The 24,274-nt window shown below is 41.3% G+C and carries 29 protein-coding genes; 17 read left to right on the forward strand and 12 right to left on the reverse strand.

Annotated elements, in window-relative coordinates; genetic code table 11:
- Positions 1 to 105 precede the first annotated feature (105 nt).
- Positions 106 to 1,170, reverse strand: a complete 1,065-nt coding sequence (locus IGI67_RS00265) for a hypothetical protein (RefSeq protein WP_429956391.1) — start codon at positions 1,168 to 1,170, stop codon at positions 106 to 108.
- A gap of 349 nt (positions 1,171 to 1,519) precedes the next feature.
- Between IGI67_RS00265 and IGI67_RS00270 the strand changes: the two genes are divergently transcribed.
- The 7 genes from IGI67_RS00270 to IGI67_RS00300 all read left to right on the forward strand — a co-directional run bounded on the left by IGI67_RS00270 (position 1,520) and on the right by IGI67_RS00300 (position 7,548).
- The gene (locus IGI67_RS00270; RefSeq protein WP_429956392.1) at positions 1,520 to 2,269 is read left to right on the forward strand and encodes an SDR family NAD(P)-dependent oxidoreductase; all 750 of its coding nucleotides are present in this window, start codon (positions 1,520 to 1,522) and stop codon (positions 2,267 to 2,269) included.
- Between the two features lie 54 nt (positions 2,270 to 2,323).
- The gene (locus IGI67_RS00275) at positions 2,324 to 3,121 is read left to right on the forward strand and encodes an SDR family NAD(P)-dependent oxidoreductase (RefSeq protein WP_429956393.1); all 798 of its coding nucleotides are present in this window, start codon (positions 2,324 to 2,326) and stop codon (positions 3,119 to 3,121) included.
- Between the two features lie 20 nt (positions 3,122 to 3,141).
- A complete protein-coding gene (locus tag IGI67_RS00280) occupies positions 3,142 to 4,296 on the forward strand; it encodes a hypothetical protein (RefSeq protein WP_429956394.1) in 1,155 nt (384 codons plus the stop codon).
- A gap of 370 nt (positions 4,297 to 4,666) precedes the next feature.
- A complete protein-coding gene (locus tag IGI67_RS00285) occupies positions 4,667 to 5,386 on the forward strand; it encodes a hypothetical protein (RefSeq protein ID WP_429956395.1) in 720 nt (239 codons plus the stop codon).
- A 137-nt stretch (positions 5,387 to 5,523) separates the two neighbouring features.
- The gene (locus IGI67_RS00290) at positions 5,524 to 5,973 is read left to right on the forward strand and encodes a LytTR family DNA-binding domain-containing protein (RefSeq protein WP_429956396.1); all 450 of its coding nucleotides are present in this window, start codon (positions 5,524 to 5,526) and stop codon (positions 5,971 to 5,973) included.
- A gap of 13 nt (positions 5,974 to 5,986) precedes the next feature.
- Positions 5,987 to 6,364, forward strand: coding sequence for a DUF3021 domain-containing protein (locus IGI67_RS00295; protein ID WP_429956397.1), 378 nt, complete (start codon positions 5,987 to 5,989; stop codon positions 6,362 to 6,364).
- A 554-nt stretch (positions 6,365 to 6,918) separates the two neighbouring features.
- Entirely contained in the window at positions 6,919 to 7,548 is a 630-nt protein-coding gene (locus IGI67_RS00300) for a DUF3267 domain-containing protein (protein ID WP_429956398.1), read from the forward strand.
- Between the two features lie 18 nt (positions 7,549 to 7,566).
- Here IGI67_RS00300 and IGI67_RS00305 read toward each other — a convergent pair whose 3' ends face one another.
- Positions 7,567 to 7,989, reverse strand: a complete 423-nt coding sequence (locus IGI67_RS00305; RefSeq protein ID WP_429956399.1) for a GNAT family N-acetyltransferase — start codon at positions 7,987 to 7,989, stop codon at positions 7,567 to 7,569.
- Positions 7,990 to 8,254: 265 nt separating this feature from the next.
- Between IGI67_RS00305 and IGI67_RS00310 the strand changes: the two genes are divergently transcribed.
- Entirely contained in the window at positions 8,255 to 8,638 is a 384-nt protein-coding gene (locus IGI67_RS00310; protein ID WP_429956400.1) for a hypothetical protein, read from the forward strand.
- A gap of 36 nt (positions 8,639 to 8,674) precedes the next feature.
- Positions 8,675 to 9,190 carry a DUF2922 domain-containing protein gene (locus IGI67_RS00315; RefSeq protein WP_429956401.1) on the forward strand — a complete coding sequence of 172 codons (516 nt, stop codon included), beginning with the start codon at positions 8,675 to 8,677 and terminating at the stop codon, positions 9,188 to 9,190.
- A 72-nt stretch (positions 9,191 to 9,262) separates the two neighbouring features.
- Here IGI67_RS00315 and IGI67_RS00320 read toward each other — a convergent pair whose 3' ends face one another.
- The 9 genes from IGI67_RS00320 to IGI67_RS00360 form a co-directional block, all read right to left on the reverse strand.
- Entirely contained in the window at positions 9,263 to 9,823 is a 561-nt protein-coding gene (locus tag IGI67_RS00320) for a YdeI/OmpD-associated family protein (RefSeq protein WP_207108604.1), read from the reverse strand.
- Between the two features lie 21 nt (positions 9,824 to 9,844).
- The gene (locus IGI67_RS00325; RefSeq protein ID WP_429956402.1) at positions 9,845 to 10,522 is read right to left on the reverse strand and encodes a M23 family metallopeptidase; all 678 of its coding nucleotides are present in this window, start codon (positions 10,520 to 10,522) and stop codon (positions 9,845 to 9,847) included.
- 116 nt (positions 10,523 to 10,638) lie between these two features.
- Complete coding sequence (locus tag IGI67_RS00330; protein ID WP_429956403.1) at positions 10,639 to 11,259, reverse strand: helix-turn-helix domain-containing protein; 621 nt, start codon at positions 11,257 to 11,259, stop codon at positions 10,639 to 10,641.
- Positions 11,260 to 11,370: 111 nt separating this feature from the next.
- On the reverse strand, positions 11,371 to 11,802 hold the full coding sequence (locus IGI67_RS00335) for a VOC family protein (protein WP_429956404.1): 432 nt from the start codon (positions 11,800 to 11,802) through the stop codon (positions 11,371 to 11,373).
- A gap of 50 nt (positions 11,803 to 11,852) precedes the next feature.
- The gene (locus tag IGI67_RS00340; protein ID WP_429956405.1) at positions 11,853 to 12,668 is read right to left on the reverse strand and encodes a helix-turn-helix domain-containing protein; all 816 of its coding nucleotides are present in this window, start codon (positions 12,666 to 12,668) and stop codon (positions 11,853 to 11,855) included.
- Between the two features lie 24 nt (positions 12,669 to 12,692).
- Positions 12,693 to 13,217, reverse strand: a complete 525-nt coding sequence (locus tag IGI67_RS00345) for a PadR family transcriptional regulator (protein WP_429956406.1) — start codon at positions 13,215 to 13,217, stop codon at positions 12,693 to 12,695.
- Positions 13,218 to 13,408: 191 nt separating this feature from the next.
- Positions 13,409 to 14,425, reverse strand: coding sequence for a DUF916 and DUF3324 domain-containing protein (locus tag IGI67_RS00350; RefSeq protein WP_429956407.1), 1,017 nt, complete (start codon positions 14,423 to 14,425; stop codon positions 13,409 to 13,411).
- Positions 14,426 to 14,588: 163 nt separating this feature from the next.
- Entirely contained in the window at positions 14,589 to 15,215 is a 627-nt protein-coding gene (locus IGI67_RS00355) for a WxL domain-containing protein (RefSeq protein WP_207108533.1), read from the reverse strand.
- Positions 15,212 to 15,595 (reverse strand): LPXTG cell wall anchor domain-containing protein, encoded by a 384-nt coding sequence (locus IGI67_RS00360; RefSeq protein ID WP_429956408.1) that lies wholly within the window; start codon positions 15,593 to 15,595, stop codon positions 15,212 to 15,214. Before IGI67_RS00360 ends, IGI67_RS00355 begins: the two co-directional genes overlap by 4 nt.
- Positions 15,596 to 15,937: 342 nt before the next feature.
- On the opposite strand from IGI67_RS00360, the gene IGI67_RS00365 reads away from it, so the two are divergent.
- The 8 genes from IGI67_RS00365 (at position 15,938) to IGI67_RS00400 (ending at position 23,307) form a co-directional block, all read left to right on the forward strand.
- Positions 15,938 to 17,314, forward strand: coding sequence for an adhesive domain-containing protein (locus IGI67_RS00365; protein WP_429956409.1), 1,377 nt, complete (start codon positions 15,938 to 15,940; stop codon positions 17,312 to 17,314).
- A gap of 285 nt (positions 17,315 to 17,599) precedes the next feature.
- The gene (gene rsxC, locus IGI67_RS00370; RefSeq protein WP_207108536.1) at positions 17,600 to 18,925 is read left to right on the forward strand and encodes an electron transport complex subunit RsxC; all 1,326 of its coding nucleotides are present in this window, start codon (positions 17,600 to 17,602) and stop codon (positions 18,923 to 18,925) included.
- A complete protein-coding gene (locus IGI67_RS00375; protein WP_429956410.1) occupies positions 18,922 to 19,863 on the forward strand; it encodes an RnfABCDGE type electron transport complex subunit D in 942 nt (313 codons plus the stop codon). Before rsxC ends, IGI67_RS00375 begins: the two co-directional genes overlap by 4 nt.
- Complete coding sequence (locus IGI67_RS00380) at positions 19,860 to 20,423, forward strand: FMN-binding protein (RefSeq protein WP_429956411.1); 564 nt, start codon at positions 19,860 to 19,862, stop codon at positions 20,421 to 20,423. Before IGI67_RS00375 ends, IGI67_RS00380 begins: the two co-directional genes overlap by 4 nt.
- Before the next feature lie 12 nt (positions 20,424 to 20,435).
- Positions 20,436 to 21,113, forward strand: a complete 678-nt coding sequence (gene rsxE, locus IGI67_RS00385) for an electron transport complex subunit RsxE (protein WP_207108539.1) — start codon at positions 20,436 to 20,438, stop codon at positions 21,111 to 21,113.
- Complete coding sequence (locus tag IGI67_RS00390) at positions 21,113 to 21,703, forward strand: electron transport complex protein RnfA (protein ID WP_207108540.1); 591 nt, start codon at positions 21,113 to 21,115, stop codon at positions 21,701 to 21,703. Before rsxE ends, IGI67_RS00390 begins: the two co-directional genes overlap by 1 nt.
- A gap of 12 nt (positions 21,704 to 21,715) precedes the next feature.
- The gene (locus IGI67_RS00395) at positions 21,716 to 22,528 is read left to right on the forward strand and encodes an RnfABCDGE type electron transport complex subunit B (protein ID WP_429956412.1); all 813 of its coding nucleotides are present in this window, start codon (positions 21,716 to 21,718) and stop codon (positions 22,526 to 22,528) included.
- Between the two features lie 68 nt (positions 22,529 to 22,596).
- Positions 22,597 to 23,307 carry a glucosamine-6-phosphate deaminase gene (locus tag IGI67_RS00400; protein ID WP_429956413.1) on the forward strand — a complete coding sequence of 237 codons (711 nt, stop codon included), beginning with the start codon at positions 22,597 to 22,599 and terminating at the stop codon, positions 23,305 to 23,307.
- A 105-nt stretch (positions 23,308 to 23,412) separates the two neighbouring features.
- Here the strand turns inward: IGI67_RS00400 and IGI67_RS00405 are convergent, their stop codons facing one another.
- Positions 23,413 to 24,129 carry a 6-phosphogluconolactonase gene (locus IGI67_RS00405; protein ID WP_429956414.1) on the reverse strand — a complete coding sequence of 239 codons (717 nt, stop codon included), beginning with the start codon at positions 24,127 to 24,129 and terminating at the stop codon, positions 23,413 to 23,415.
- Between the last annotated feature and the right edge of the window lie 145 nt (positions 24,130 to 24,274).

Genomic DNA, 24,274 nt, shown 5'->3' on the forward strand with positions numbered 1-24,274 from the left:
AAAGACTTCTTGAAATCATTTTCTAGTAAGACAAATCAAAAAAATAGGTAAGACTAGAAGTCTCGTTGAAAAGCAAATGGCGAGACTTCTCAAGTAGTCATTTCATTAAAATTCCAGGTCTAACTCAAAATCTTCTTCATCCCAATAATCCTCTGAAACGCGATAAGATTTGATCGCCTTCACTTCTTTAGGTAGATGCTCCCGAATCAATAGTTCCCAAAAATCAGGTAGATAGTTTTGATCTAAGAAATCATTTGTTTCACTTTCTATGGTGAATAATTGTTCTAATGCTAGAAGTAGAGGAAATGCATTCGCTGCCGGAAAGAACATTTGTGGAAAGGTATCAATAATTTTGATCGTAAACGCCTCGAATTGATCATAATGTTTAAAACGGATGATTTTTTCATCCTGTCTCAGTAACCTTCGAGCAAAATCTGTTGTTGATTCATCTCTCCTTCGTGCTAAGGAATAAAAACTTTGTTCGAGGAATTCATCATAATTTTCAGACATTTCTGGAGCGGTGCTAAAAAACCAGTCTATAAGGGCTAGTTCACTTTCTTTTTTGCTATTGGTTGCGTTTAGAACGCTTTTTAAATCTTCGGTTGGTTGACAAGAAAGTGCCATGGTACTCAAATAATCGGTATCTGTCGGAACAATGAATGTTAAGAGTGGTGTATCATATTTCGCTAGTTCACTAGGCATATTTGGATCGGTAAAGGAGATCGAGTAAATTTTTTTGTCTTTTATGTCTTGAAAGGTAACTGAATCTTTCTCAACAAAAGTTTTGAATACACTGAAAACCATTTTTTTAGGCCAACTGAGAATTACTTGTTTTTGAGCGGAGGTTAGGCTAGGTAGCCAGTTAACGATTTTTTGAAATTGTTGCGTATCTTCTGAGATTAAATAGTACATCGCTAACACTTGGAGATAAGAATCAAGTGCTTCAGATTCTTGGCTATCCAAAAGAAAGTCATCCAGGTCATAACGATTCCAAATCCGCTCCGCCAAGAATTTAGCGAAACCCTTGTTAGATTTTGTATTTAATGTGAATGTATAGCGCATGTTGAGACCTAATAAAGCAACTGTATAAGGATCGTTACTTACGGCCATTGCTTTTCTTAATACTTCTTTGATTTCTGTTAGAGATTGAGCTTTTTCAAAATGGGTCATTCATTTCACTCCTTTTTTAGTAATACTTTTTGAGGTGAAACTGTTTTAACAACTTAGTCTTCAGGATTGTAATAATCGTGTGGATTTCTTCTATTTCATAGTTATCCTAAGTTTAGCATAATGAGTCGGGCTTGGAAGCCAAACCTCTAAGTGATTATTTAAGGTTAATTTTGAAGGCGTTTTCCAATCGCGCTGATTAATGCTATCATTAAACTAGCAACGTAGATAATTTCCTCTTACCTATTCGAATCACCAAGACACCTGTCTGTAAGTAAAAGTCCAAAAAACTGCAACTCAATTGAACAAATTCAACTGTCCTATTTTTGAAAATAATTTAGGAGGTAGAACGATGTTCCAAGATTACAAAGTTGTTATCACTGGTGCAACCTCTGGTATTGGTCTGGCTACGGCTCGGCTGTTTATCAAGGAGGAAGCCACGGTCATTGGGATCGGAAGAGATTTTAGCAAAACGAAGGATTTAGGTGATCGGTTCATTCCTTGTGCGTGCGATGTGCGGGATGCCGATGAGATCGTGAAGACGTGTGAATTCATCCAAGAAACCTTTGACAATGAGTTAGATGTGTTTGTAAACAATGCGGGTTTTGGCGAGAATACTACGATTCGTGATGTGACGGTCGCCCAATTTGATCGCTGCTTTAGTCTTTTGTTACGGGCGCCGATGCTTTTTGCCAAGGAATTGTATCCTCTTTTATTAAATGCTCCGCAAAACAATGCCAGTATCATCAACACTGCTTCTGCCGCCAGCCGGACTGTCAGCTCTGAAAACCCACTGTATAATTTAGCGAAAAACGCCGTGGTGCTGTACACCAAACAGCAAACTATGGGGTTTATTGGTGTGCGCTGCAATAGCGTGTCGCCAGGCTTTATTCAGACCCCGATCTTCCAGCGTGAGGGTGTCAATATGGAAGAAAACGATGTCCTGGCGATGTACGATCAGATGGCGAAGGTTACTTGCGGACGAACAGGTAAACCAGAGGAAGTAGCGGATTTGATTGGTTTCTTAGCCTCGACGGATGCACAGTACATTAACGGCGCTGATGTGTTGATTGATGGCGGCTTAATGACGGTCAGTAATTGATGCCAGTTCCACTTTTCGCAGTTTCTTTAAATTGAGGTAGAAGGAGGATTCAACATGTTAAAAGAGTATATCGTATTGATTACTGGCGCGACCTCTGGCATTGGTCTAGCGACGACGAAGGAGTTCTTGGACCAAGGAGCGACAGTGATCGGGATTGGACGGAATTTTAGTCGGACGAAGGATTTAGGAGAGAAGTTTCTACCCTTTAAATGTGATGTGACAGATGAGGAGCAGATCAAAGCGGCGGCGGCTTTTGTGAAGGAAAAATTTGGTAGATTGGATAGTTTGATTTGTAATGCGGGTTCGGCAATTGTAGGAACGGTGGAGGATGTTGATTCTGGTGAATTTGAACGGGCGTTTCAGCTTTATGTGTTGCATGCGGCGATGTTTACGAAGTATTGTGTGCCGCTTTTGCGCAAGTCAGAGAATCCAAGTATCATTCATACGGCGTCAGTTGCATCATTCATGATCGGGGATTCGGTTCCCTATAATGTTTTGAAAGCTGCCTTGCTGAATTATACAAGACAAAGTGCGGCGGCACTGTTAAATAATAATCCAGCTGATATGTTTGGCCGACCAAAAGCGGTGACGGAGATCGATGAAGGTGACAATACCTTTATCCGTGTGAACGCTGTTTGTCCGGGATTGATTCGTACGAACTTGATGCCGGATCAGGCATGGGAAATGCTTGGGACGGAAGCGGCTTTGAAGGCGATCCCTAGTCGGCGAATTGGGGAGGACTGGGAGCCAGCGAAATTATTTGCGTTTCTAGCTTATGCAAAAGCCAGCTTCATTACTGGTGCGACAATTACAATCGATGGCGGCTGGTACTGTACACACGCAAGAGTATAGCAGAAAGAGGAGGAATCGAAATGAAGGAAAAATATGCAGCATTATTTGAACCAATCGAATTGAAGCACGGCGGCCAGTTGAAGAATCGTTTCGCGATGTGTCCAATGGTGGTTTTTGCGGCTGATCCAGCGACGGGGTGTCCAACAGAAGAAGATATCCACTACTTTGAACGCCGCAGCAAGTTTGCGGATTTGCTTATAACAGGAGCAATCTCGGTTCAGGAACATATCCAAGGGCATCCGAAACAATTAGCTTTATATACTGATGATGCGATCGAAGCCTATAGTAAATTGGCAGAAGCAATGAAGAGTAATGGCAGCAAAGCCATCGGACAAATCCAGCATCCAGGACGTGAAGGAGCCTATGGCTGCTATGTGACTGGTAAAGCTTATGCACCAAGTGCAATTGACTTTCCGTTCTTACAATATAAAGTGACTGAGCTGACGGAGGATGAGGTTTGGCAAGTCGTGAAGGATTTCGGGTTGGCAGCGAGACGTTTGTTGAAGGCAGGCTTTGATGGCGTGGAGATTCATGGCGCCAATCATTATTTGATTCAGCAGTTTTTCTCCAGTTATTCTAATCAGCGGGAGGATTATTGGGGCGGCAGCTTTGAAAAGCGGATGAATTTTGCGATCGAAGTGACGAAGGAAGTGTTGAAGGTCGCACGAGCAGAAAATCCAGATGCGATCGTCGGCTACCGTATCTCGCCAGAGGAAATTCACGGGGAAATGGTCGGCTATACGTTAGATGATTCGTTGAAACTAATTGATAAACTATTGGAGCAAGACCTTGATTTTCTTGATCTGTCTTCAGCAGCCGGCGGCAATTTTGGTAAGGATGCCTATAAAGCAATGCCGCAAAAGGGTGATCATACAGAACCTGTCAGCTTAGTCATCAAGAATTTCGTTGGCGGCAGGGTTCCTGTAGTTATCTCAGGAACAATTCGTTCTGCTGCTGATGCACTGGATGCACTAAACTATGGTGATGTGGCTTCGATGGGGGTAGCGGCATTATCTGATCCAGACTTCAAAGAAAAGATTTTGGCGGACAAGGAAGAGACAATCCATATGAATGTCAAAGGACATACAGATGATCTGGAGTTGCCGGCTGGGTTGATCGAAGTTTATACTGCTGGCATCGGATTACCGCAGGTGGAAGGATTGATTGAGAAATAACGGTTATCATGTTGAAAGACTGATTAGACTATTATAGAAAAATAGACGAAATTGAAACACCATTACTTGCAAAGCGCAGCAATGGTGTTTTTGTTAAATAATTCATTTTGTACAAAAATTATAAATAAAAAATTTTATTCAAAATGTTTCGGAAGTCTTTATTATAGAATCAATAAATGATATAATAAAAAACGTTATTAAACGATAAAATATGTGTAAAGTTATAAATAACTCATTTTGTTAACTGAATATGTAGAAACTAATTTCTGAGGTATTTAGTACATAGAAGAAGGGGGCGTTTTGACTTATTTTTAGGGGTTTGGGAGAAAAAATATAAGGAGAAGCATTCAATTTGAATGTGTGGTGAAAAATGATTTCAGAAAAACAAAAACTAGCGATTGCTGCTTTAGCCGTATTATTGGTCGGTGAAGTCATTGCGGTGATTAGTATTGGTCTGATTTATTTCAATAAAGATTTTTTCGGCGAGCACATCGATATTATTCAGACATTTGTCAATGCGTCAACGGCTTTCTTTGGCTGCTTCTTTTCATTTTTAGCCGCATTGCTGATGTTTCAATATTTGAAATATCGTGAAACACAAAAGGAGATCAAGAAGACCACTCGTTTATTTAAGAAGTTGAAAAAGGAGTATGAAACAAATTATTCGGTTTTGGTGGAGCTAGGCGGAGAGATTACGAATGGATCAGCTGATTTAGCGAAACTGCTGCGTGAAAATCAAAAAGTACGTGATTTATTCGTATTGTCGGTTTATCGGTTGGATTTTGTCATGTATGACACCTATTATCATGATACTGATTGGCAGATGATTCGCGACGTTGATCGTGCCAGTGAGAGCTATCTTGAATTATTCGAGAAAAGTCATCAGGTTGAGTACCTTTGTCAGGCTATCGTTGAGAATAAGGTCAATTCAGAAGAAAGTTTGAGGCAGCTTCTAGTGCTGATCACGCAAAAAATCGGCGTACTACAGCAGCGCCAGCAAGCACTCTACTTAAAGGAACGGCCAATGGAGACAGATAGCGACTGTGAATATGCCGTTGAACCTGCTGGTGTTGAAATGGTTCAGGAATAAAAATGGACAAGAAACCTTTTGCCGAGGTTTCTTTTTTTTGTTTTTACCGGATCGGCCGCCTAGTTTACCGGAAGGGAAAATAGACTGTTTTCTTTGTAACAGATATTTTATTATAAGGATACAAAGGAGGGTGGCACATGTTTAAAGGGGTGAAGATCCAAATGGAGATCGAGGAAAGATGGACAGAGCCAGAGGTTCGAATTCGGGCAGCAGAAGAAGCCTTAGGCAATCAAATTGCCAGCCGATTAGAGGCTTATCAAGAGGAGCAGCTGGTAATCAAAGTAAAGGATGAATATATCCTATTGAATAAAGCGGAAATCATTTATCTGGAGGTGTTCAATAAGATCGTGACTTTATATACAGCGAATCAGGAGTATTCTTTTCGTAAGTCATTGGCTGCATTAAAGGAAGAGCTGCCCAGTGAACTATTCCTGCAGGTCTCAAAATCGGCTTTAGTCAATACGCGGGAAATCCAAAAGCTGGAGGTCGCTTTTTCCGGCAGTTTGTATGCTTATTTAAAGAATGGACAGAAAATCACTGTATCTCGTCGTTTCGTCGATCAGTTGAAACGTCATCTAGGTGTTTAGAGGAGGAATCAAAATGAAAAAAGTCGTTAAAATTTTAGCCCAATCAATTGGGATCGGCAGTGCCATCTGCATGCTGTTCGCATTTATTTTTTCCGATAGTGAGGTAAGAAAAATTGTTTTGAGCTTTGTCTTGTTATCAGTGGTGATCGGCTTGCTGAGCTTGATTTATAGTGTGAAGAAGCTGTCGATCTTGGCGCAAACATTGCTCCATGTAGGAGGAAGCTTTGCTGCCTTTATGATTGCAGCAAGGGTGAATGAGTGGTTCCCCTTTAACTGGCAGGTCATCCTATCGGCATCGCTGTCCTTTTTTGCTATTTTCTTTGCCATCTGGATTATTTACTATTTGAAATACAAGCGAGAAATCGAACGAATCAATCAGAAATTGCGATAATTTGAATTGCTTAGATAACGGGGATCAGAGTCAGCACAAAACCCAACAATTTGGCAAATTATCAAAAATAAGAAACGTGAAACATTGAACAATCATTTATAATAAATATAAGGGGAGATTGGTTTATATATAGAATTGTAGCTGTCACTAAGACCATTTTCTTGCAGCCACGCTGGACACTTGCTGGATTTTGAAGGTTCAACTGAGGGAAAAATTGACAAGAATTCTACTAGAAGCAACATAGCCAACTATTGCAGGCAGCGTCTGTTGTTCAACACTGTTTAGTGTGTTCTTTCTAGCGAGCCGCCTCTGTATAATTTATTTGAAGCAATGTTTTTTATAGAAGCCCTTTAAGGAAAACTATAGTAGAGCAGCAGCTAGAACTCTTGATCGAAAGATTCTTTCTAGCTGCTTTTTGAATTTTCGGTTTATTCACGATAATTATCATTTGAATTTAGATTTTGACGTGGTCGAATCAAATGTATATTATGATTGAAAGGGTGTTAATAAAAAGTGTAGATCTATGTGGGGACATAGGGAACGGGGGAAAAGTGATGGAAACAAAGAAAAGGTCTAAGAAAGAAAAGAAGTACGAGGTATTCGATGCTCTTTGTCAGGAAATGCAGGAAAAAAAGTATCATAAAAAGGATATCACCTTTTCAGCAAAGGAAGCGAGCACGCAGGGAATGTTGCTGCCGGTGCCATTTATCGTTTTAGTGGTAGTTGGTTATTTTTGGCGCTGGGGAGCAGATGCCACACCGCTTTGGGAAATCAATTTGTTCCTGTTTATTTCCCTATTTTTCTTATCTATTCCAATTCATGAATTGATCCATGGGCTGGCATGGTCGTATTATACGAAGAATAAGATGAAAAGCATTACCTTTGGCTTTAATGTCAAAGAACTGATGCCATATTGTCACTGTAAAGAAGCGTTAGAGGCAAAAGCCTATAAAATCGGTGTATTAGCGCCAGTTACTGTGTTGGGAGGCGGGTATTTTCTTCTATCCTTGTTGTATCCGAATACCGAGTTGATTTTACTTTCAGCTTTCAATATCTTCATGGCTGCTGGTGATTTTCTAATTTTTTGGGGTGCGCGTTCCATTCATGAGGGGCTAGTCATTGATCATCCAGAATTGCCGGGCTTTGTAGTATTTACTAAGGAAACGAACAAACAGGAGTCCTGAAATAGGAATCCTGTTTTTTTATCTTTTCAAATACATGCCTAGACTTTCTGGCGCGGTTTCGACAAAGCCAAACTGCTTATAAAGTGCATCTGCTGGGCAATCTGCAATCAAATTCACGTAAGCCTGTGGATCAATTTCATTGTCAATATGTGTCATCAGCAGCTGCATGATATTTTTTGCCAAACCTTTACCTTGTTCAGCAGGATGAATAGCGATATCAACAATTTGATACGCAGTACCACCATCGCCAATCAATCTTCCCATTCCGACAAGTTCTTGATTAGTGCTTTTTCTGATGACCACAGAATAGATGCTGTTGCTTAACCCAATCTTGCTAGCTTCCTTTCCTCGCTCAGATAATCCGCAAATCTTGCGTAGTGCAAGGTATTCATCCACTTCAGGGATATCAATTCTGATGATATAATTTTCTGAATTTTCCATGCCAAGCCTCCTTGAATGACAGTATAGAGTTATTCTACGCTATTTTTAATAGAAATAAAAAAATAAGATACGCAAAATGAATGGAAATTCTTCTTTCTTTTTTTTAATACAAAATGAGCAAAAAAAATATACTTTGAGACTCTCCAGTGTTCATAAGGATTCTGCTTTATGGAAGCATCTTAAAAAAATTTTGCTGTTTGACAGGAGTAAATCGATAGGATTATAGTCAAGGCGTGATCACAAACAAAGTAGAAGGAGGGAGAAGATGTCTGAAGTATTATATACACCTAGACAATTATTTTCACTGAAGAGAAAGACCTTAGAGAAGCGAACGAGAGCGTATTATGAAGAAACTCACGATGAAAAGACGACGATCCAGATTTTAGTCGCACTGCAGGTTCGCGATGAATTAGGAGAAGCCGACTTCTCATTTTTCATGAAAGATTTAGTCCATCATTTATTGTTTAAAACAAAATCAACGCGCGCTTTGCGCCGTTATCATATATATTTCCAAAATTATTTTGATAAAAAGGAATGGAAGCAGCTGACATCTCGTTTGTTCGCGATAACCACTTATGTAGCTGAAACGGTCAAAAAATTATTTACACAATTTATCAAAGGCCCTTTAGAAGGATTGGTAGAATCTTGACGTTAACCACGTATAAAAAAATGAAAGGAGTTAGTGATGTTAAGTATAGTCGCAACATTTGAAAATGGTGCAGGAAAAAATCGGCGACTGCGTATAAATGACGTCGATCCTAATAAGACGGCTGAAGAAATAAAAACATCGTTAGAAAAATTGACAACAGTCAGTCTATTTGAAAAAAACGGTATTAATCTATACCAAGAAGTAGTCGGAGCAAAATTTATTGATAAGATCGAGACGCTGATTTTTGATAAAAAGACCGACACAACATCAGAGCCGATTTCAGATAAGCGGATCGATGAACAGCCAGCTGAGGGATTAATGATCGATCCGCAAGAATTGATCGTTGAGGAGAAAATGCTTCAACCAGGTGTTCTGATGCAGCGCTTTGAGTTACCAGAAGGGCTTGAGCCTGACGAAATGAGTGAGCAGCAGGCCTTGTCACTAATAATGGCAATCATGCCTGAGGGTGGTAAGCTGGAAGATATCAGCTTTGAAGAAGGAAGCAGTCCAGCGAGATTTCAATTGATCGTGAATCTCAAAAACCAGAAATAGCGGCTAAATCGATTGAAAAGCTAAAAAAAGCAAATCATTAGGAAAAAACTGATTTGCTTAAATGAAGGCCCTTTATTTATAATCGCTTAATTTGCCGTCATCATCCCAAGCACCAAAAAGCTTATTTGCTTTAGTGTTGACCAGTAATTTTTCTAAGCGTTGTTCAAAGAGTTTGTTATCTGAGCCGTAACGCTGGATATTATCGATCTTAATTCTTTGATAAAGCTTGGGAAACGCTGAAAAATTTTGCTGGATTTCTGGATCAGCGGCGAGTCTTTCCAGAATGGTTGAATCTATCACAAAATTTTCTGGTGACAGATCAGGTAAGGCTGCGCGACCTAAATCAGTCATTAAATTCAAGGCTATGAGACGACGGGCTCGTTCTTTATTTAATTCAGTCCATTGACTTTTTTTAGTTCTAGGGGATAACCGTTGAGCGGTTGCTGTATCGGAAAGCTTCTTTTTTGTGCTGTCGATCCAGCCGAAACAAAGGGCTTCCTCCACGATATCTAAATAGGTCAAATTGGATTGCTCGCGATCAATCACGATCCAAGCAACATTCAATATTTCTGCATTTTTAGTTAACCAATCCCTCAGTTCCTGCCGATTCTGAGGTATAAATAGATGTGTCATTTCCAAAGTTTTCACCTGCTTTCAGTTTATGGAGCGGACGCGCTCTCCTGCAGCAGGAAGCTGACTTTTGACAAGCTCCCACGAGTAACCATTGTATGTTTCATAGGCATCAAACACGAAGGGCAATCCGTTTGCTGTTTCGATTATAGCAGAATCCATCAGCTGAAAATGCAGATGAGGTTCAGTGGAATTTCCTGAATGTCCGACATTACCAAGGTAGGTCCCTTGTTGAATCGAGCTGCCTTCAGTAACAGCGATTGAATCTTTTTGTAAATGGCAAAAAGCTGCATAGATTCCTGTGGCTTGTTTGATGACGACGTAATTTCCTGCAATTGCCTCGAATCCGTCTTTTTCTGGATTGAAAAAAAGTGAGTGGCGAATCGCTGTCGTTTGATCGTGAATCCAAGAGGCCTTATCCCCATCAAAGGTGTTGTTTTTCAGCGTGACGATTTCACCGTCAAAAGGGGCGTAGACAGGTTGGCCAAAGCAGTAATATTTGTCCAGTGAAATTCCGGTAAAAAGATAATCCGCTGATTTTGCCGTATGAGAGCTGCCTGTTGGATCCTTTTGAATAAAATCAAAGGCATACCGCAGTCCAAAGCGATCTGTTCCATGGCTTGGAACGCGATCAACCGGGCTTGTTTCCGTGTACCATTCACCGCGTAAAGGAAACGCAATGGTGTGCGTTGCTTTTTCCATTGAAAAACCTTCTTTCTGTAGAGGGGGACTTTTTGCTGTTTCTTGTGAGAAAACCAGCAATAAAATCAAAGAACATCCAATTAAAATCAGGATTCGTTTCATGCAACCTCCTACAATTATTCCTCGTAGAAAACCCTTCTTAGGTCTTCAAGATACTCTGCCAACTTAACGCTGATCGCCTGGTAGTCGATATTTTTGTACTCAGTATTTTTCAGTTCTGCAAGAATTTCAGTTGTAAAACCACTATTCCCCCAAAGAATCAATTGTTTACAGCGATCAATATTGAGATCTTTACGGAATTTTGACTCATCAATATTTTTAAATAATTCCTCTGCACAAGGTAATTGTTTTTGTGTCGCTATCTCAGCTAGTTTTTGATTAATTGTTGTGGATTTTGTTTCGATTCTCAAATCAGTAAAGTCAAATATCCAAGGATTTTTTTTCATTAGTTCAATCTGCAAGGAATAGGATTGCAACAACCGTTTGAAAATATCTTTTTCCTCTAAATCTATCTTATTTAAATAGTCATCTTCAATAGTTCTTCCGCAATAATCCAACAGAAGCAAAAGCAGTTCCTTTTTGCTTTTTACATAGTGGAACATCAAGGCCTTCGACATACCAGCTGCTTTTGCGATCCGATTAGTAGACGCTTCGTCATATCCTCTTTGAGAGAATTCCCTTAAAGCCGCATTAATTATTCCTTGAATCTTTGGCTCTTCTAAATTAATTTTAGTCAACGGGTTCACTCCTTTACCTGTTAGGTCAATTAGAGTGTAACAATGTTTACCTGATAGGTCAATGAGGTGGTTATAAAAGAACCAACAACAGAATTTGTTATTGGTCCTGACTTAATAATACGAAACAATTTTTGTTGCTGAAATAATCCAAGTAACTCCATACATATCCTCCACACAGCCGCTGACACTATTATCGTCGGGCGGGGGATTGGTTCCTAATGGACCAATAACTACTCCCGCTTCAGCTAGTTTTGAAAAGATTTTTTGTGCAGTCTCTTCATTTGGTAAATGAGCTTGAATTGACACATTCCCACCTTTTTCAACCGTTGATATAGAATCAGCACCACTGATTCCACCTAGTTTAGGCAGGAGTAATTGTCCATGCATGACTTTTGATTTCAGCTCCTCACTTATAGGCATCTCAGTATTTTCAGGAATATCGCCATACATTGATAGGTGTTGTATTTCTCCATTAAAAATTTCCGCATACCGCAAAAATGCATCTTTACAGGTGCCATTGAATCGTACATAAGGCATTAACATAGGATCGCTCCCCTTTTTCTGATTTCATTTCTATACTTGAGAGTATACCTTCACAATTTATAGGGGTCATTGTAAAAAATCGACATTTTTTCTAGATATTCTTTTGGAGTGATGTCATAGATGTCAGTAAAGTCACGAATAAAATGAGCATAATCATGATGACCGGTTTGTTCAAATAGAAGGGAGGCAGGGGTAGAAGCACTCAATAAATCAGTCGCCTTTTTCAGACGAATGATACGTGAGCAGGTCTTTATCTTCGCACCACTGTATTTCAGGAATAAGCGGTTCAGATGTTTTTCACTATAATAAGTCTCGTTTGCCAGATCCTTCACACGAATAGCGCCATTACATCCAAGGAGCCTATTAAAGGCGATCAAGAAATTAGGATTGATCTTAACCGTATGGATTCGTGCCAAAAAGATCGCATCAAGCTTATCGGTCAATGCAAGGATGTCGTTTGCGGTGTAGTAAGCTTCAGCGATTTGCTGGTAGAGGAGCGGATCCAAATCTTCAAAAAGAAAGCCCTCATTTGTTAAAAGCTTCTGGTCAATTTGGATGAACGGATAGAGTCCAGCAGCATGAAATTCAATGAGAAACATGAAATCAAATTGACGCGCGTAATCAGCTATTTCGACTGGTCGAGTGTTGACTCCTCGTAGTCCGGCGGTAAATTGGCCGTTCTGAAATGTACAAATGAGTGACGTGCTGATAGTAGGCAGTATGGTTTGCTGAACAGACATGTTACTGGGATTTGTGAATGTGTAGTTGGCAATATAGGGACGTAATAAGTGGTGGGGAGCGATGACGATGTTGTTTTGATTGATCTTTGGCAAAGGACATTGATAGATGCTGTTTTGGTTAAGCATGGAATCCTCCTTTTCAATATGCTTTTAAAAGACTGTTTTTACACTTTCGATCCATTTCTCAATGGCTTCGATTAGAAGAAGCTGCTGATGCATGATTGCTTTTCCAGTTTCAGGTAGAGCAGTTGCTTTTGACTCATCTGCCATGCTGTCCTTCAGCTTTTTTTTCATTTTTGCAGTATTGGCTTCGATAATACTGACACAGGCTTTTTGATCAGCGGGTGCTAAACTGTCTAGATTCAATATGACAGCATTAAAATCTAAAAAGATATTGATCGGACGGGCAGCGATTCCCAGCATTAATTTCTCGAATTCCATTTGTCCTTTTTTGGTTAACGAGTAGACGGCTTTTTCCGGCATCTTGCCATTTTTTTTCAAGGTGCTTTTGACATAACCTTGCTTTTCTAATTGCAGCATCTTTTTATAGATTGTCGGAGTGCTTACCTTTACCCATTGAGTGATGTTTCGATAGTCGATCAATTTTTGAATATCATAGGCGCTCAGTGCCTCTTTTTTTAAGATTCCCAGAACAATTAAATCAATCGTCCGCATTGTAAAAACCTTCTTTCTAGCGTATTTTTATATACTATATTAATCAGTGGTCGTTTTTATACTACTCTAATATATAGTAGTTTGTTTTTGTCTACCGGTCAAGTTTGAAAAGAAGCATTTCCAGCGCATCCATTCTTTGAAATGAACTCAAAAAAGCCAGCGCTTCGTTCAAGAAGCACTGGCTTAGTTTCTTATTTTCCATCTAGCTTTTTCTTCAAGTTCCTGTTTCTGTTATACATGAAGATCACGGCAGCTAGTAGAAGGAGGATCACTGCAAGTCCGATCCAGATCCAAGGATTTATGGCTTTCTTTTTGATCGTGACATCCTTTTTGTTGTAATCCTCAGCTTTTTCTTGATCAATAGTGAAAGTTGGATTGCCGGTCCATTTCTGATCGCCAGAACGAATGGTCATGTTGACTGAATATCGTCCTGGCGAAAATTCTGTGTTGTTCATTTGAATCAAGTAGTTCATTCGTGAGCTTGGTGCCAAGGTTAATTGTTCTTTTTTATCTTTTACAATGCTTTTACCGTTTTTTTTCACTTCATAAGTGAGTGTAACGTCTTTAACATAGACAGCTTTTTCATTATCAACAGTCACGGCTATCGCATTGCGGCTGTTGGCTTGAGTAGATTTAGCTTTGGTAATTTTCAAAACGGGTTTTACTTCGTCCGTCTTATTTTGCAGCAAGACGGCGATCTCTCGTGAAAACACATTTCTGATATTACCATCGACTTTTCCGGTGGATAGCTGTTCTAAATATAGACCGCCGGCTAAAACTCCCTCAAATTCTTTGTCCGGCATTTTGACGTCTAGATAGATATCCTTTGATTCATTAGCTGCCAAGGCTATTTCCTGACTGCTTAGTTTGACGAAATCGGTAATACTAGGTCCGAAATTACTCTCATCTTTATTCATTCCCGAGTATTCCACGACACCCAAGCTGTTGGTGACAGCGCGATTGAATGAGGCCTTCAGCTTGATTGGCTGATCTGTTCGATTGGTCAGAGTGACCGTCAAACGTTCGGCTTCATTTGGCTGGTATTGCAAATCATAATAAAGCTGTTTTTTATCAATTTGGTGCTCCGATGGGTGGATCACTGCATCGAAGGTATCCAACGACTCTCCATGAGCAACAATTGGTAAAAATGAAAAAGCTAAAATGAGGAGCGTCCCTCGTATAAATGATTTCAATTGTTTCTTCCGCATTTTCTAGCTCCTTTACTTCAATTGTATTTTCCGCGTAATGGAAGAGTCTCTCTCAATTTTCTTGTTCCCCTTTTATATAAGTCAAAGGACGGAATCATAGTCGAACAGCCTATAGCCGCTTTCACAGTAAGCGAGGCTGGTGACGGGGTTCCATCCTAGTTTTTTAGCTAGGTGTTGCTGAGAAGGTCCAGACTAAAGTTGTTTGATATTGTGCTTGCTGCTTAGCAGTGTTTTTCGGCACATTCAATTCGAATTTAGTGATCGGCAAAGCTGTTTCACCAGCTCCTTCATTGGTTTGCGCCGTTAGAACGGAGACTGTTTGATTAACAAGTAAAGCTGTCTTAGCGCCATTTGCGATACGTGTACCAGTTGGAGCAGCGTTTACATTGTTCGTCAAAGTGCCTACTGTGAAGCTCAATTCAGCCCCTGTTAATGGCGTCGAATTAGCAGTGAACTGGGTAGGTTCGTTTACTTTGACTGACCAGCCTGTGCCGGTACCGCCGCGGTTATCACTAACTGCGATTTGACCGGTGGTAACAGGAGAAGTTTGTACGCCATCAGAAGTTGCTGTCCAGGTTTCATCTGCGGTTGTTTGAATCGCATGTGAACCGAAATTTAAATTTTTAGGCAGTGAAGCACTTGCATTTCCAGGGACTTGAGGGTCAAAGGTAATACCGCCATCGGTATAATCGACAGTACCAGTAGTATCTACAGCGTGAGCACCAGTTGAAAAGGCAAATAGGCTGCCGGCAAAAAGTCCGGCTATGAGTAAAGCAGCTTGTTTTTTCATTCGTTTTTCCTCCTATTTTTGCTGATCCGCCATCCTAAAAAAGCAATTGCGAGAATCAAAAGTCCAATGACAACTAAAAAAGTGTTTCGTTGATCATTTGTTTGCAGAAATCGTGTGATGCCTGAGCGTGAGCTGTCGTCTCGATTGTTCATCGAAGCGGGGGTGTTTTTGTGAGACGTTACTTCCTTCATGGTGCTGGAAGTAAGAGAATCACTGGTAGTGCTGCTTTCTTGTGTTTCTGAAGTGGAGCTGCTGCTTGTTGCGGTACTGCTTTCGTAATAGTACTGAACCTCGCCATTCGTAACGGCGGCTTCGGCCTGTGAAGAAAGAACAACGAAGAGCGACAGAAAACTCAAGATAACTATTATCTGATTCTTCAATTGTCTCCCCCTTTCTCAGTCCTTAGTGAAAAAATAAGCGGTTCCTTTCTGCGCAGAAAAGAGTTTGAATCTATGGAGGGATTATATAATCAGTATCAAAAAAAACGTTACCAAAGTGCTCATCGTTTCTTCACAGTTAAGCAAAATATTTTTCACATTTTAAAACGCTGTGTTTAATGAAGGGAGAAAGCAAAGGAATAAACGGTACTTTTACGCCGAAACGCCAGGAAATTTTACGAAGAAGGAACCATTTTTTTATAAAGAGCGGCAAGTAATCGATTATTTTCTCGCAAAGGAAAATTTTGACGGGCAAGTAGATTGGAAGATAGAGGGGGAAGAACTATGAAAAGAAAACGAGCACGTTTATTTCAAAAGATTTGGATCATCGGATCCGCCTTGTTTCTATTTTTAACAAGTTCCAACATGATCGTAAGTGCAGTTTCCGTTGACTTATTTGCTGCTACTCAGGTGAACAATAACAGTGGAACTACCGCGGCATCACCTTATCTAAATGTCAGCCAAAAACCAGTAAACTTTACTATCAATGGAACTACGACTGGGGTCGGATTGATCAAAACAGGAAAAAAATATGCCTTGATCTCAGTTCCGTCACAGCTTTCAGGAAAGGTCACACCCAATGGCAGCTCCACAGTGACCACCTCTGTGACGATACCATTAGCAGACTTGCCGATTGGAGGCCTGTTGACTTTATTAACTACCCTAGTTTCTACTATTAATACACTGCTGCCGTTGAACCCTTCATTGCAGGCACCCTTGAATAGTCTCAACCAAGCGATCAGCAATTTGAAAAATGAAAATTATGGCAATCAGAATCTGTCGGTAGCGACCGAGCAATTATCCGCCACTCTGCTGGGCGTGAATATCAGCCAAGGGCTGCTGCCAATTTTGACTAGTACCTTGTCTAACCGCCTGACGGATCTGAATAATGTGCTTAATACACTTCCTCTCGGTTTGATTGGTGTGATTCTTACACAGGTATTATCCAGTGTTAACGGATTAATCACTGCTTTGGGAAATCCGAATTCAACGATCAGTACGAACCTTGTTTCAGCTTCGATTCTAGGATCAACGAATGTTTCTATGCCGACTTTTGTTACCAGTCCCACCGGGCTGACACAGAATTATGCGGCAGCGATTCGCGGCGGGATCGTTCAAACAGATGATCTGACGATTCAATTATTAAGTAACTTTGGCGGCAACACGACTATTTATTTTGGTGCTGGAGAGCTGGCGATGAAAAGTGAATTGCTGCCGACTAATTTGAATTTTGGGACCCATCAAGTTCAAACTAAAATAGATGAAACATGGAAAGCCTATATCGGCGGCAATAGTGCGAACCCGCTTCAAACTGGAACGATCCGAATCGACGACACTCGTACCACAGCAAAAGCATGGCAATTGAAGGTTGCTCAAGCGAACAACTGGACGAGTGGCCAGAAGAGCTTGTCCAATGCTCGTCTTGATATTGCTTTAGGTGCTTTAAATACAAATTTTCAAAATTACTTCGCCGTTGATAATCAGACCATCCAGATGAGTCCAAGCAATCAGGTCACATTAATGTCTCTTAGTAATACGACAGCTGCGGGTTATGTTGAGCTGCCCTTGAATCAATTCCAGCTCTTTGTACCGAAAAATACACCAAGACAAACAGGCAGCTATCAAACGACCTTGCAGTGGACGATCTCTAATACACCTTAAGTTCTGATTTTTTTGGAAAGTGCCGGTCAGGCACTTTTTTTTGTGACTTTGTGAAAACTAATTACATTTGTTTTTCACTGTGCTATCATAAACATAGAAGTACACTGAGGAAATCATAAGTGAAGTTTGTGAATCATTTTGTGAAAATAATTCTGTTGAACGAGTTGGGCAGCGAATGTCTAGATCCATTTTTTATCCTACTTTTTCATTTGTTAATTGAAAAAGAGGGTCGCAAAGTGAGAATAAAACCGAATGATTTTGCTGGATCACAGAGGAGGTTCGTCTATGAGTACAATAACAAAAGCAATCGCAAAATTTAAAGGAGGTGTCAAAGTCCCCCATAATAAAAACACGGCAGAATATGAAAGCGTTTTTATGGAGCCGCCTAAAATCGTGACGATTCCAATGCAGCAGCATATTGGCGGAGTCTGTACGCCGACTGTCAAGAAGGGAGACATCGTTACGGTTGGACAAATAATCGGCGATTCGGAGGCTTTTGTCTCGGCACCGATCCATGCATCCGTTTCTGGCAAGGTAAAAGGAATCAAACCAGTTTTGATGGCCAATGGTCAAATGTGTGATGCGGTTCATATCGCGAGCGACGGATTGCCGGTAGAATTTCCTGAACCAAGGCCGGTGGAGATCCATTCAAAAGAAGCCCTTTTAAAGGCCGCAAGAGATAGCGGCATCGTAGGGATCGGCGGAGCAGGTTTTCCTTTACATGTGAAGCTGAATGTCAAAGAGGAGACCCCCATCGATACATTAGTCATCAATGGGGCTGAATGTGAGCCCTTTATTACCTCCGATTATCGTGAGAGCTTGGAATATCCAGAGCGTATTATTGCGGGGATGCAGGTGGTAATGAAGCATTTGAATATTGCTCATGGGGTCGTTGGGATCGAAAGCAACAAGCCTAAAGGATTAAAAAGATTACGGGAGCATTTGAATGAATTGGCTGATCTTGATCCGCGAATTGATGTGATGGAGATTCCATCATTGTATCCGCAAGGAGCAGAAAAAATGCTTGTTTATGCGACGACAGGCCGAAAAATTCCACCAGGCAAACTGCCATCTGAGGTGGGATGCCTGATTACGAATATCTCAACGATTTCTCTTTTACAGCGTTACATTGAGATCGGCATGCCGCTGACGCATAAAAGAATAACGGTAGATGGAAATATTGCACAGCCGAAAAATGTGGTAGTACCTGTCGGAACACCGATTGGAGAGGTCATAAAATTTTGTGGCGGCTTGATTGATGAGCCTAGCAAGATAATTTTAGGCGGACCTATGATGGGAATCGCGCAATTTTCAACGGAGCTGCCGATTACTAAGCAAACGAATGCGATTACGATTTTATCTAAAGCTCAAAGCCTGCCGGAAGAGTCGCCTTGCATTCGCTGCGGACGTTGTGTAGAAGCCTGTCCGATGTCATTATTACCCGTACAGATCGAACGCTGTACTCGTAATAACGATACAGCAGGATTAAAAAAATTGAATGTATCCGCGTGTATGGAGTGCGGCTGCTGTGCGTTTGTGTGTCCTGCTGGCCGCCGACTGGTTCAATCTATGAAACGCGCAAAACAGCTAGAAAGGGAGGCTGCTCAATGAACAAATTACCTGTTTCCATTTCGCCCCATCTACACAGCGGCCATAGCAGCCGCGGTATTATGCTGGATGTGATCATTGCCTTGATTCCAGCAGTTATCGCTTCGACTGTTATATTTGGTTTTCGTGCTCTTATCTTGATTTTAGTAACTGTCGCTGCCTGTGTGATCAGCGAGTATGTAACGAGAAAAGTTTTAAAACGGCCAGATACGATCCATAATTTGACGGCAGTCGTCACAGGTCTGCTGCTGGCCTTGAATCTGCCAGTTACGCTGCCTTTTTGGATGGCTATTTTAGGCGGTGTGATCGCGATTGTTATCGTAAAGGAATTTTTTGGCGGTGTCGGTCAAAACTTTGTTAACCCGGCTATTACTGCCCGCATTATTTTGATGATGTCATTTGCTTCTCAGATGACCACCTGGCAGCCGCCGCTAAATTATTACATGTTTCGCCCCGATGTTATTTCATCGGCAACCTATTTTTCAGCCTCTCAAACGGGACAGAAAATCCCTTCACTATTAGATATGTTTTTAGGAATCAGGGCAGGCAGCTTAGGTGAGACGTGTGCTCTGGCTTTACTGATCGGCGGTGCCTACTTGGTTGTCAGAAAAGTAATCTCACCGATCATTCCGCTTTGTTTTATCGGGACGGTAGTCATTTTTTCTACCCTGCTAGGCGGAAATCCCTTATATCAAATGATGTCTGGCGGCTTATTGTTAGGAGCTATTTTCATGGCGACGGATTACACGACGTCACCGATTACGAAAAAGGGTAAGATCATCTTTGGTATCGGCTGCGGAATCGTCACCGTTTTGATTCGCTTTTTTGCCGCACTGCCAGAAGGTGTCTCATATGCCATTTTGCTGATGAATATTCTTGTTCCGCATATTGAGAATTTGACGATCCCGAAAGTCTTTGGTGAGGGGGCGAAGGTAGAATGAAACGTTCAAGCTCCAAAGTAATTTTTACAGATGCACTTTGCTTGTTTATCATTTGTTTGGTGATTACTTTCGCGGTAGCAGGGACACGCGCGGTGTTCAAGGATCGTATCGCAAAACAAGAGTGGAAGCAGACTCAAAGCGTGATGAGCCAGCTGATCAAGGCGGATGATTTTCAAGAAATCAAAATGGCGGGAGAAAATCAAGGCTACCAAGCATTGGATACGACCGGCAAAACACTCGGGTATCTGTTTGTAACCAAAACCTATGGTTACGGCAGCGATGTGAGTGTTATGAGTGCAGTCAAGGATGGAAAAGTCGTCGGTGTGAATGTTCTAGATGCTTCGAATGAAACGCCGGGACTTGGGCAAAATGTCACGAAAAAAGAATTTGTGGATCAGTTTTCTGGGCTCAACGAGTCACTGGAAATCGTCAAGAGTAAGCCTTCGAGTAAAAATCAAGTTGAAGCGGTAACGGGAGCGACAAAATCTTCCAAAGCCGTAGCTGCATCAGTCAAAGAAGCGCTTGCACTTTTTGAGCAAGTCGCCAAAACAGAGAAATAGGAGGGGAAAGCGATGGAAAAAGAGAAAGTATCTGCAATTTTTAGTAAAGGCTTGATCAAAGAAAATCCCGTCCTGCGTCTCATGTTAGGGACCTGTCCCACTTTGGCGGTTACTACCTCGGCAATTAACGGTATAGGAATGGGAATCGCAGCGACAGTCGTTCTTTTAGGTTCCAATGTCGTGATCTCGCTTTTGCGCAAAGTGATTCCTGATCGTGTCAGAATTCCGGCCTTTATCACCATCATAGCTGGCTTTGTGACGGTGGTTCAATTAGTCGTCAAAGCGTTGGCTCCAGCATTAGATTCAACATTAGGGATTTACTTGCCCTTGATCGTAGTGAATTGTATTATTCTTGGACGCGCAGAGGCCTATGCTAAGGATCATACAGTTCTCCATTCTGCTTTGGATGGTCTAGGTATGGGTGTCGGTTTCACCATGGCGCTGCTTTGCATGGGGGGGATTCGTGAGTTATTTGGAAGCGGGACCTTGTTTGGTTTTCCAATAACATCTGGTGTTGTTCCTCCGATGACGATCATGCTGTTGCCGCCAGGAGGGTTCTTCGTCTTTGGAATGCTAGTCATGCTGGCTAATAAATTAAGCGACCGCAAGACTAAAGAAATCGATTGTACCGCTTGTCCAATCGCTGAGGCCTGTACGACAGTTTGTGATGAAAAGGCAGGTGATCAGTAATGCAGATTTTTGTAACGATTATAGTCGCGGGAATCTTGACGGATAATTTTGTTTTGTCTCAGTTTTTAGGGATTTGTCCGTTTCTAGGCGTATCAAAGAAATTGGATACGGCAGTCGGGATGTCATTAGCCGTAACGTTCGTTATGGTATTAGCGACATTGGTTACTTATCCGATCTATGATTCACTGCTGGTTCCATTGGGATTGGATTATTTGCAGACGATCGTCTTTATATTAACAATTGCTGCATTGGTGCAATTGGTAGAGGTTGTAATGAAACGCTATATGACACCTTTATACAATGCATTAGGAATTTATTTGCCGCTCATCACTACGAATTGTGCGGTATTAGGGGTAACGATCCTGAACTTTTCAAAAAATTATACCTTTATGCAATCGATGGTCAATTCATTTGCGGCAGGTATCGGTTTCTTAGTAGCTATGGTAATCTTCGCTGGTGTGCGGGGGCGCTTAGAAGGAAATGACATACCTGAGTCGCTTCAAGGCTTGCCAATCACTTTGATTGCTGCAGCAATTGTCTCATTATCGTTTCTTGGATTTGCCGGCTTGGCAGAAGGATTATTCCAATAGGGGGTGGGAAAAATGACAGATATCATGATACCCATTGGCATTGTTAGCGGTATGGGGTTGATCGCAGGCGTCATTCTTTCACTCGCGACGATCATCTTTCATAAACCCGTTGATGAAAAAGAAGAAGCACTGCGAGATGCACTGCCGGGAATCAATTGCGGTGCCTGCGGTTTTTCTGGTTGTGACGGGTATGCAAAAGCAATGGCAGAAGGAACTGCTGGGGCAACCAATTGTACACCAGGCGGGGCATCCACACGTCAAACACTGTCAGAGATTTTAGGTGTTGAAGTAGGCGATGTAGAGCAAGTCGCAGCATTCGTGCGTTGCAATGGGACGTGCGAGTTTACCAATAGTAAAATGGATTATGCCGGAACCACCACATGTTATGGAGCAAATCAGCTCTTTGGCGGTCCTCAGGATTGTCGTTTTGGTTGTATGGGATTTGGGGATTGTGAGGCAGTTTGTGAGTATGACGCACTGCACATCGTTGATGGTGTCGCTAAGGTTGATCCCGATAAATGTGTTGGATGCTTGAAATGTATCACTGCTTGTCCAAAAAATCTAATTAAGATGCTGCCGGCGGAAAACACCTCGATCGTGGCATGTTCGAATCAGGACAAAGGCGGTGGCGTTCGTAAAATTTGCGATGTTGGCTGCATTACCTGCAATCGCTGTGTGAAGACCTGTCCGCAAAAAGCAATCAAAATGGAAAACAATGTGGCGGTGATCGATCCAGAGTTATGTATTAATTGCGGCGATTGTGTAGAGGCCTGTCCGCAAAATTGTATTTTGAAGATGCCAGTAAAAGAAAAAGTTCCAAGCTGAGTTTTTAAACTAGCAGGAAGCCCTTTCAAATTTTGTGCTATCATTATATGAAAAGGGCAGGTGTTGAAATGAAATTATTAGTGACAGAAAATTACGAAACCTTGAGTCAACTAACGGCGGATATAATTTTAATGAAATGGGCGGAAAATCGGCGAGTGAACTTAGCTTTGACTGCGGGTTCTTCTCCAAAACGTGCTTACGAAATTTTAAGTACTCGCTTAAAGACTGTGGCGTTTGATCAAAGCTTGGCGCATTTCTATAACTTTGATGAAATTACTTTAAAGGGTCAAGATTATGGTTTGACGATGCAGGCATTACATGAAGAGCTTCATCAGCCATTAGGGATTAAAGAAGAAAATATTGACGTTTTAAATGCAGAAAATTATCAGACATTTGATCGAAAGATTGCTGAGGATGGAGGTTTGGATCTTGTTTTGATGGGAATCGGAAGCGATGGTCATTTCTGCGGGAACATGCCAGAGTTCACCTCCTTTGATTACGGAGTATATCGTGTGCCGATCGAGCCGGAGGATGCATTGTATAAATTGATTGATGAATCAAGCCCTTATACTCCGGGAAAAGAGATGGTAACCTTTGGTCCGCAAACGGTTTTAGCTGCGAAAGAGTTAGTTCTGATTGCAAATGGGGAAAAGAAGGCAGCAATTATCAAGCAAGCACTGGAGGGGCCCATCACAGAGGATATCCCAGCCTCCGTTTTGCGTTTGCATCCTAATTTAACAGTGATTTTAGACAAAGCTGCGGCAAGTCAACTAGCTTAATAACAAGAACAGGACTGAGAAACAATATCTCAGTCCTGTTTGTTATTTTGAGACACAGACTCTAGATAGACGGTGCTAAAAAGCTGAATGAGCGAGTCTGTTTAATTAGCTGATCAGCTTTGCAGCTTCTTCATCAGCAAGAACGGTAATAGTTGAATGCCTTCTTAAAATGGAAGCTGGACATGCTTCTGTCAATGGCCCCTTCAGCATTTTTGCTAGAGCTTCCGCTTTGTTACTGCCATGAACGATTAGTAGAATCTCCTTTGCTTTTAGCACACTCAATGGCCCCATGGTAACGAAGGATCTGGGAACGGCTTGACCATACTTACTATAGATGTCAGCAAAAACATCATACCAAGGATATTCAGGCTTGATTTCTACTTCATAAGACAAACTGTCAAAGCTTGTAGACTGTGGCATGTTTCCACAAAAGTGCCCATCGCTCCCGAGGCCTAAAACTATTAAATCAAGTCCCCCAGCTTCCTCGATTTGTTGGTCAAATGATGCGTAATTTTCCTTCGTTATTTCATGAATGTTTTCTTCTTTGATAGTTGCTGGAACACAGAATTTCTCTTTTAGCTCGTTATATGTCGTTGTGTGATCAGAATTTTCAAGCGGTCCGCCGTCAGAAGTATAAACATGAAAGTTCGAACAGTCCGTGGATTCCCGTAGGTGCTCAATCACTAATTCGTAGATTCTGCTGGGAACGGAGTTAGTCGTAAAAGCGCAGTTCACGCGATGGTTACTGTTCATTTTTTCCAGAATGGCAGTTGCTGCCAGTATGCACATTGCATCCTGTGTTTTTACAGTCGTGATTTTCATCGAATTACCCTCATTTCTAGTATATTTTACTCAGCTCTAAAGCATTTATTGACTATTTTAGGTAAAGTGCGACATAGAAAAATTTGATACCAGTAGTGACAACGAGAGGAATCAAAGTGTCTGTTTGTTTGGCGGCGTATGATAA

It is taken from the genome of Enterococcus sp. AZ196 (assembly GCF_050498845.1).
Lineage (GTDB): Bacteria > Bacillota > Bacilli > Lactobacillales > Enterococcaceae > Enterococcus_A > Enterococcus_A murrayae.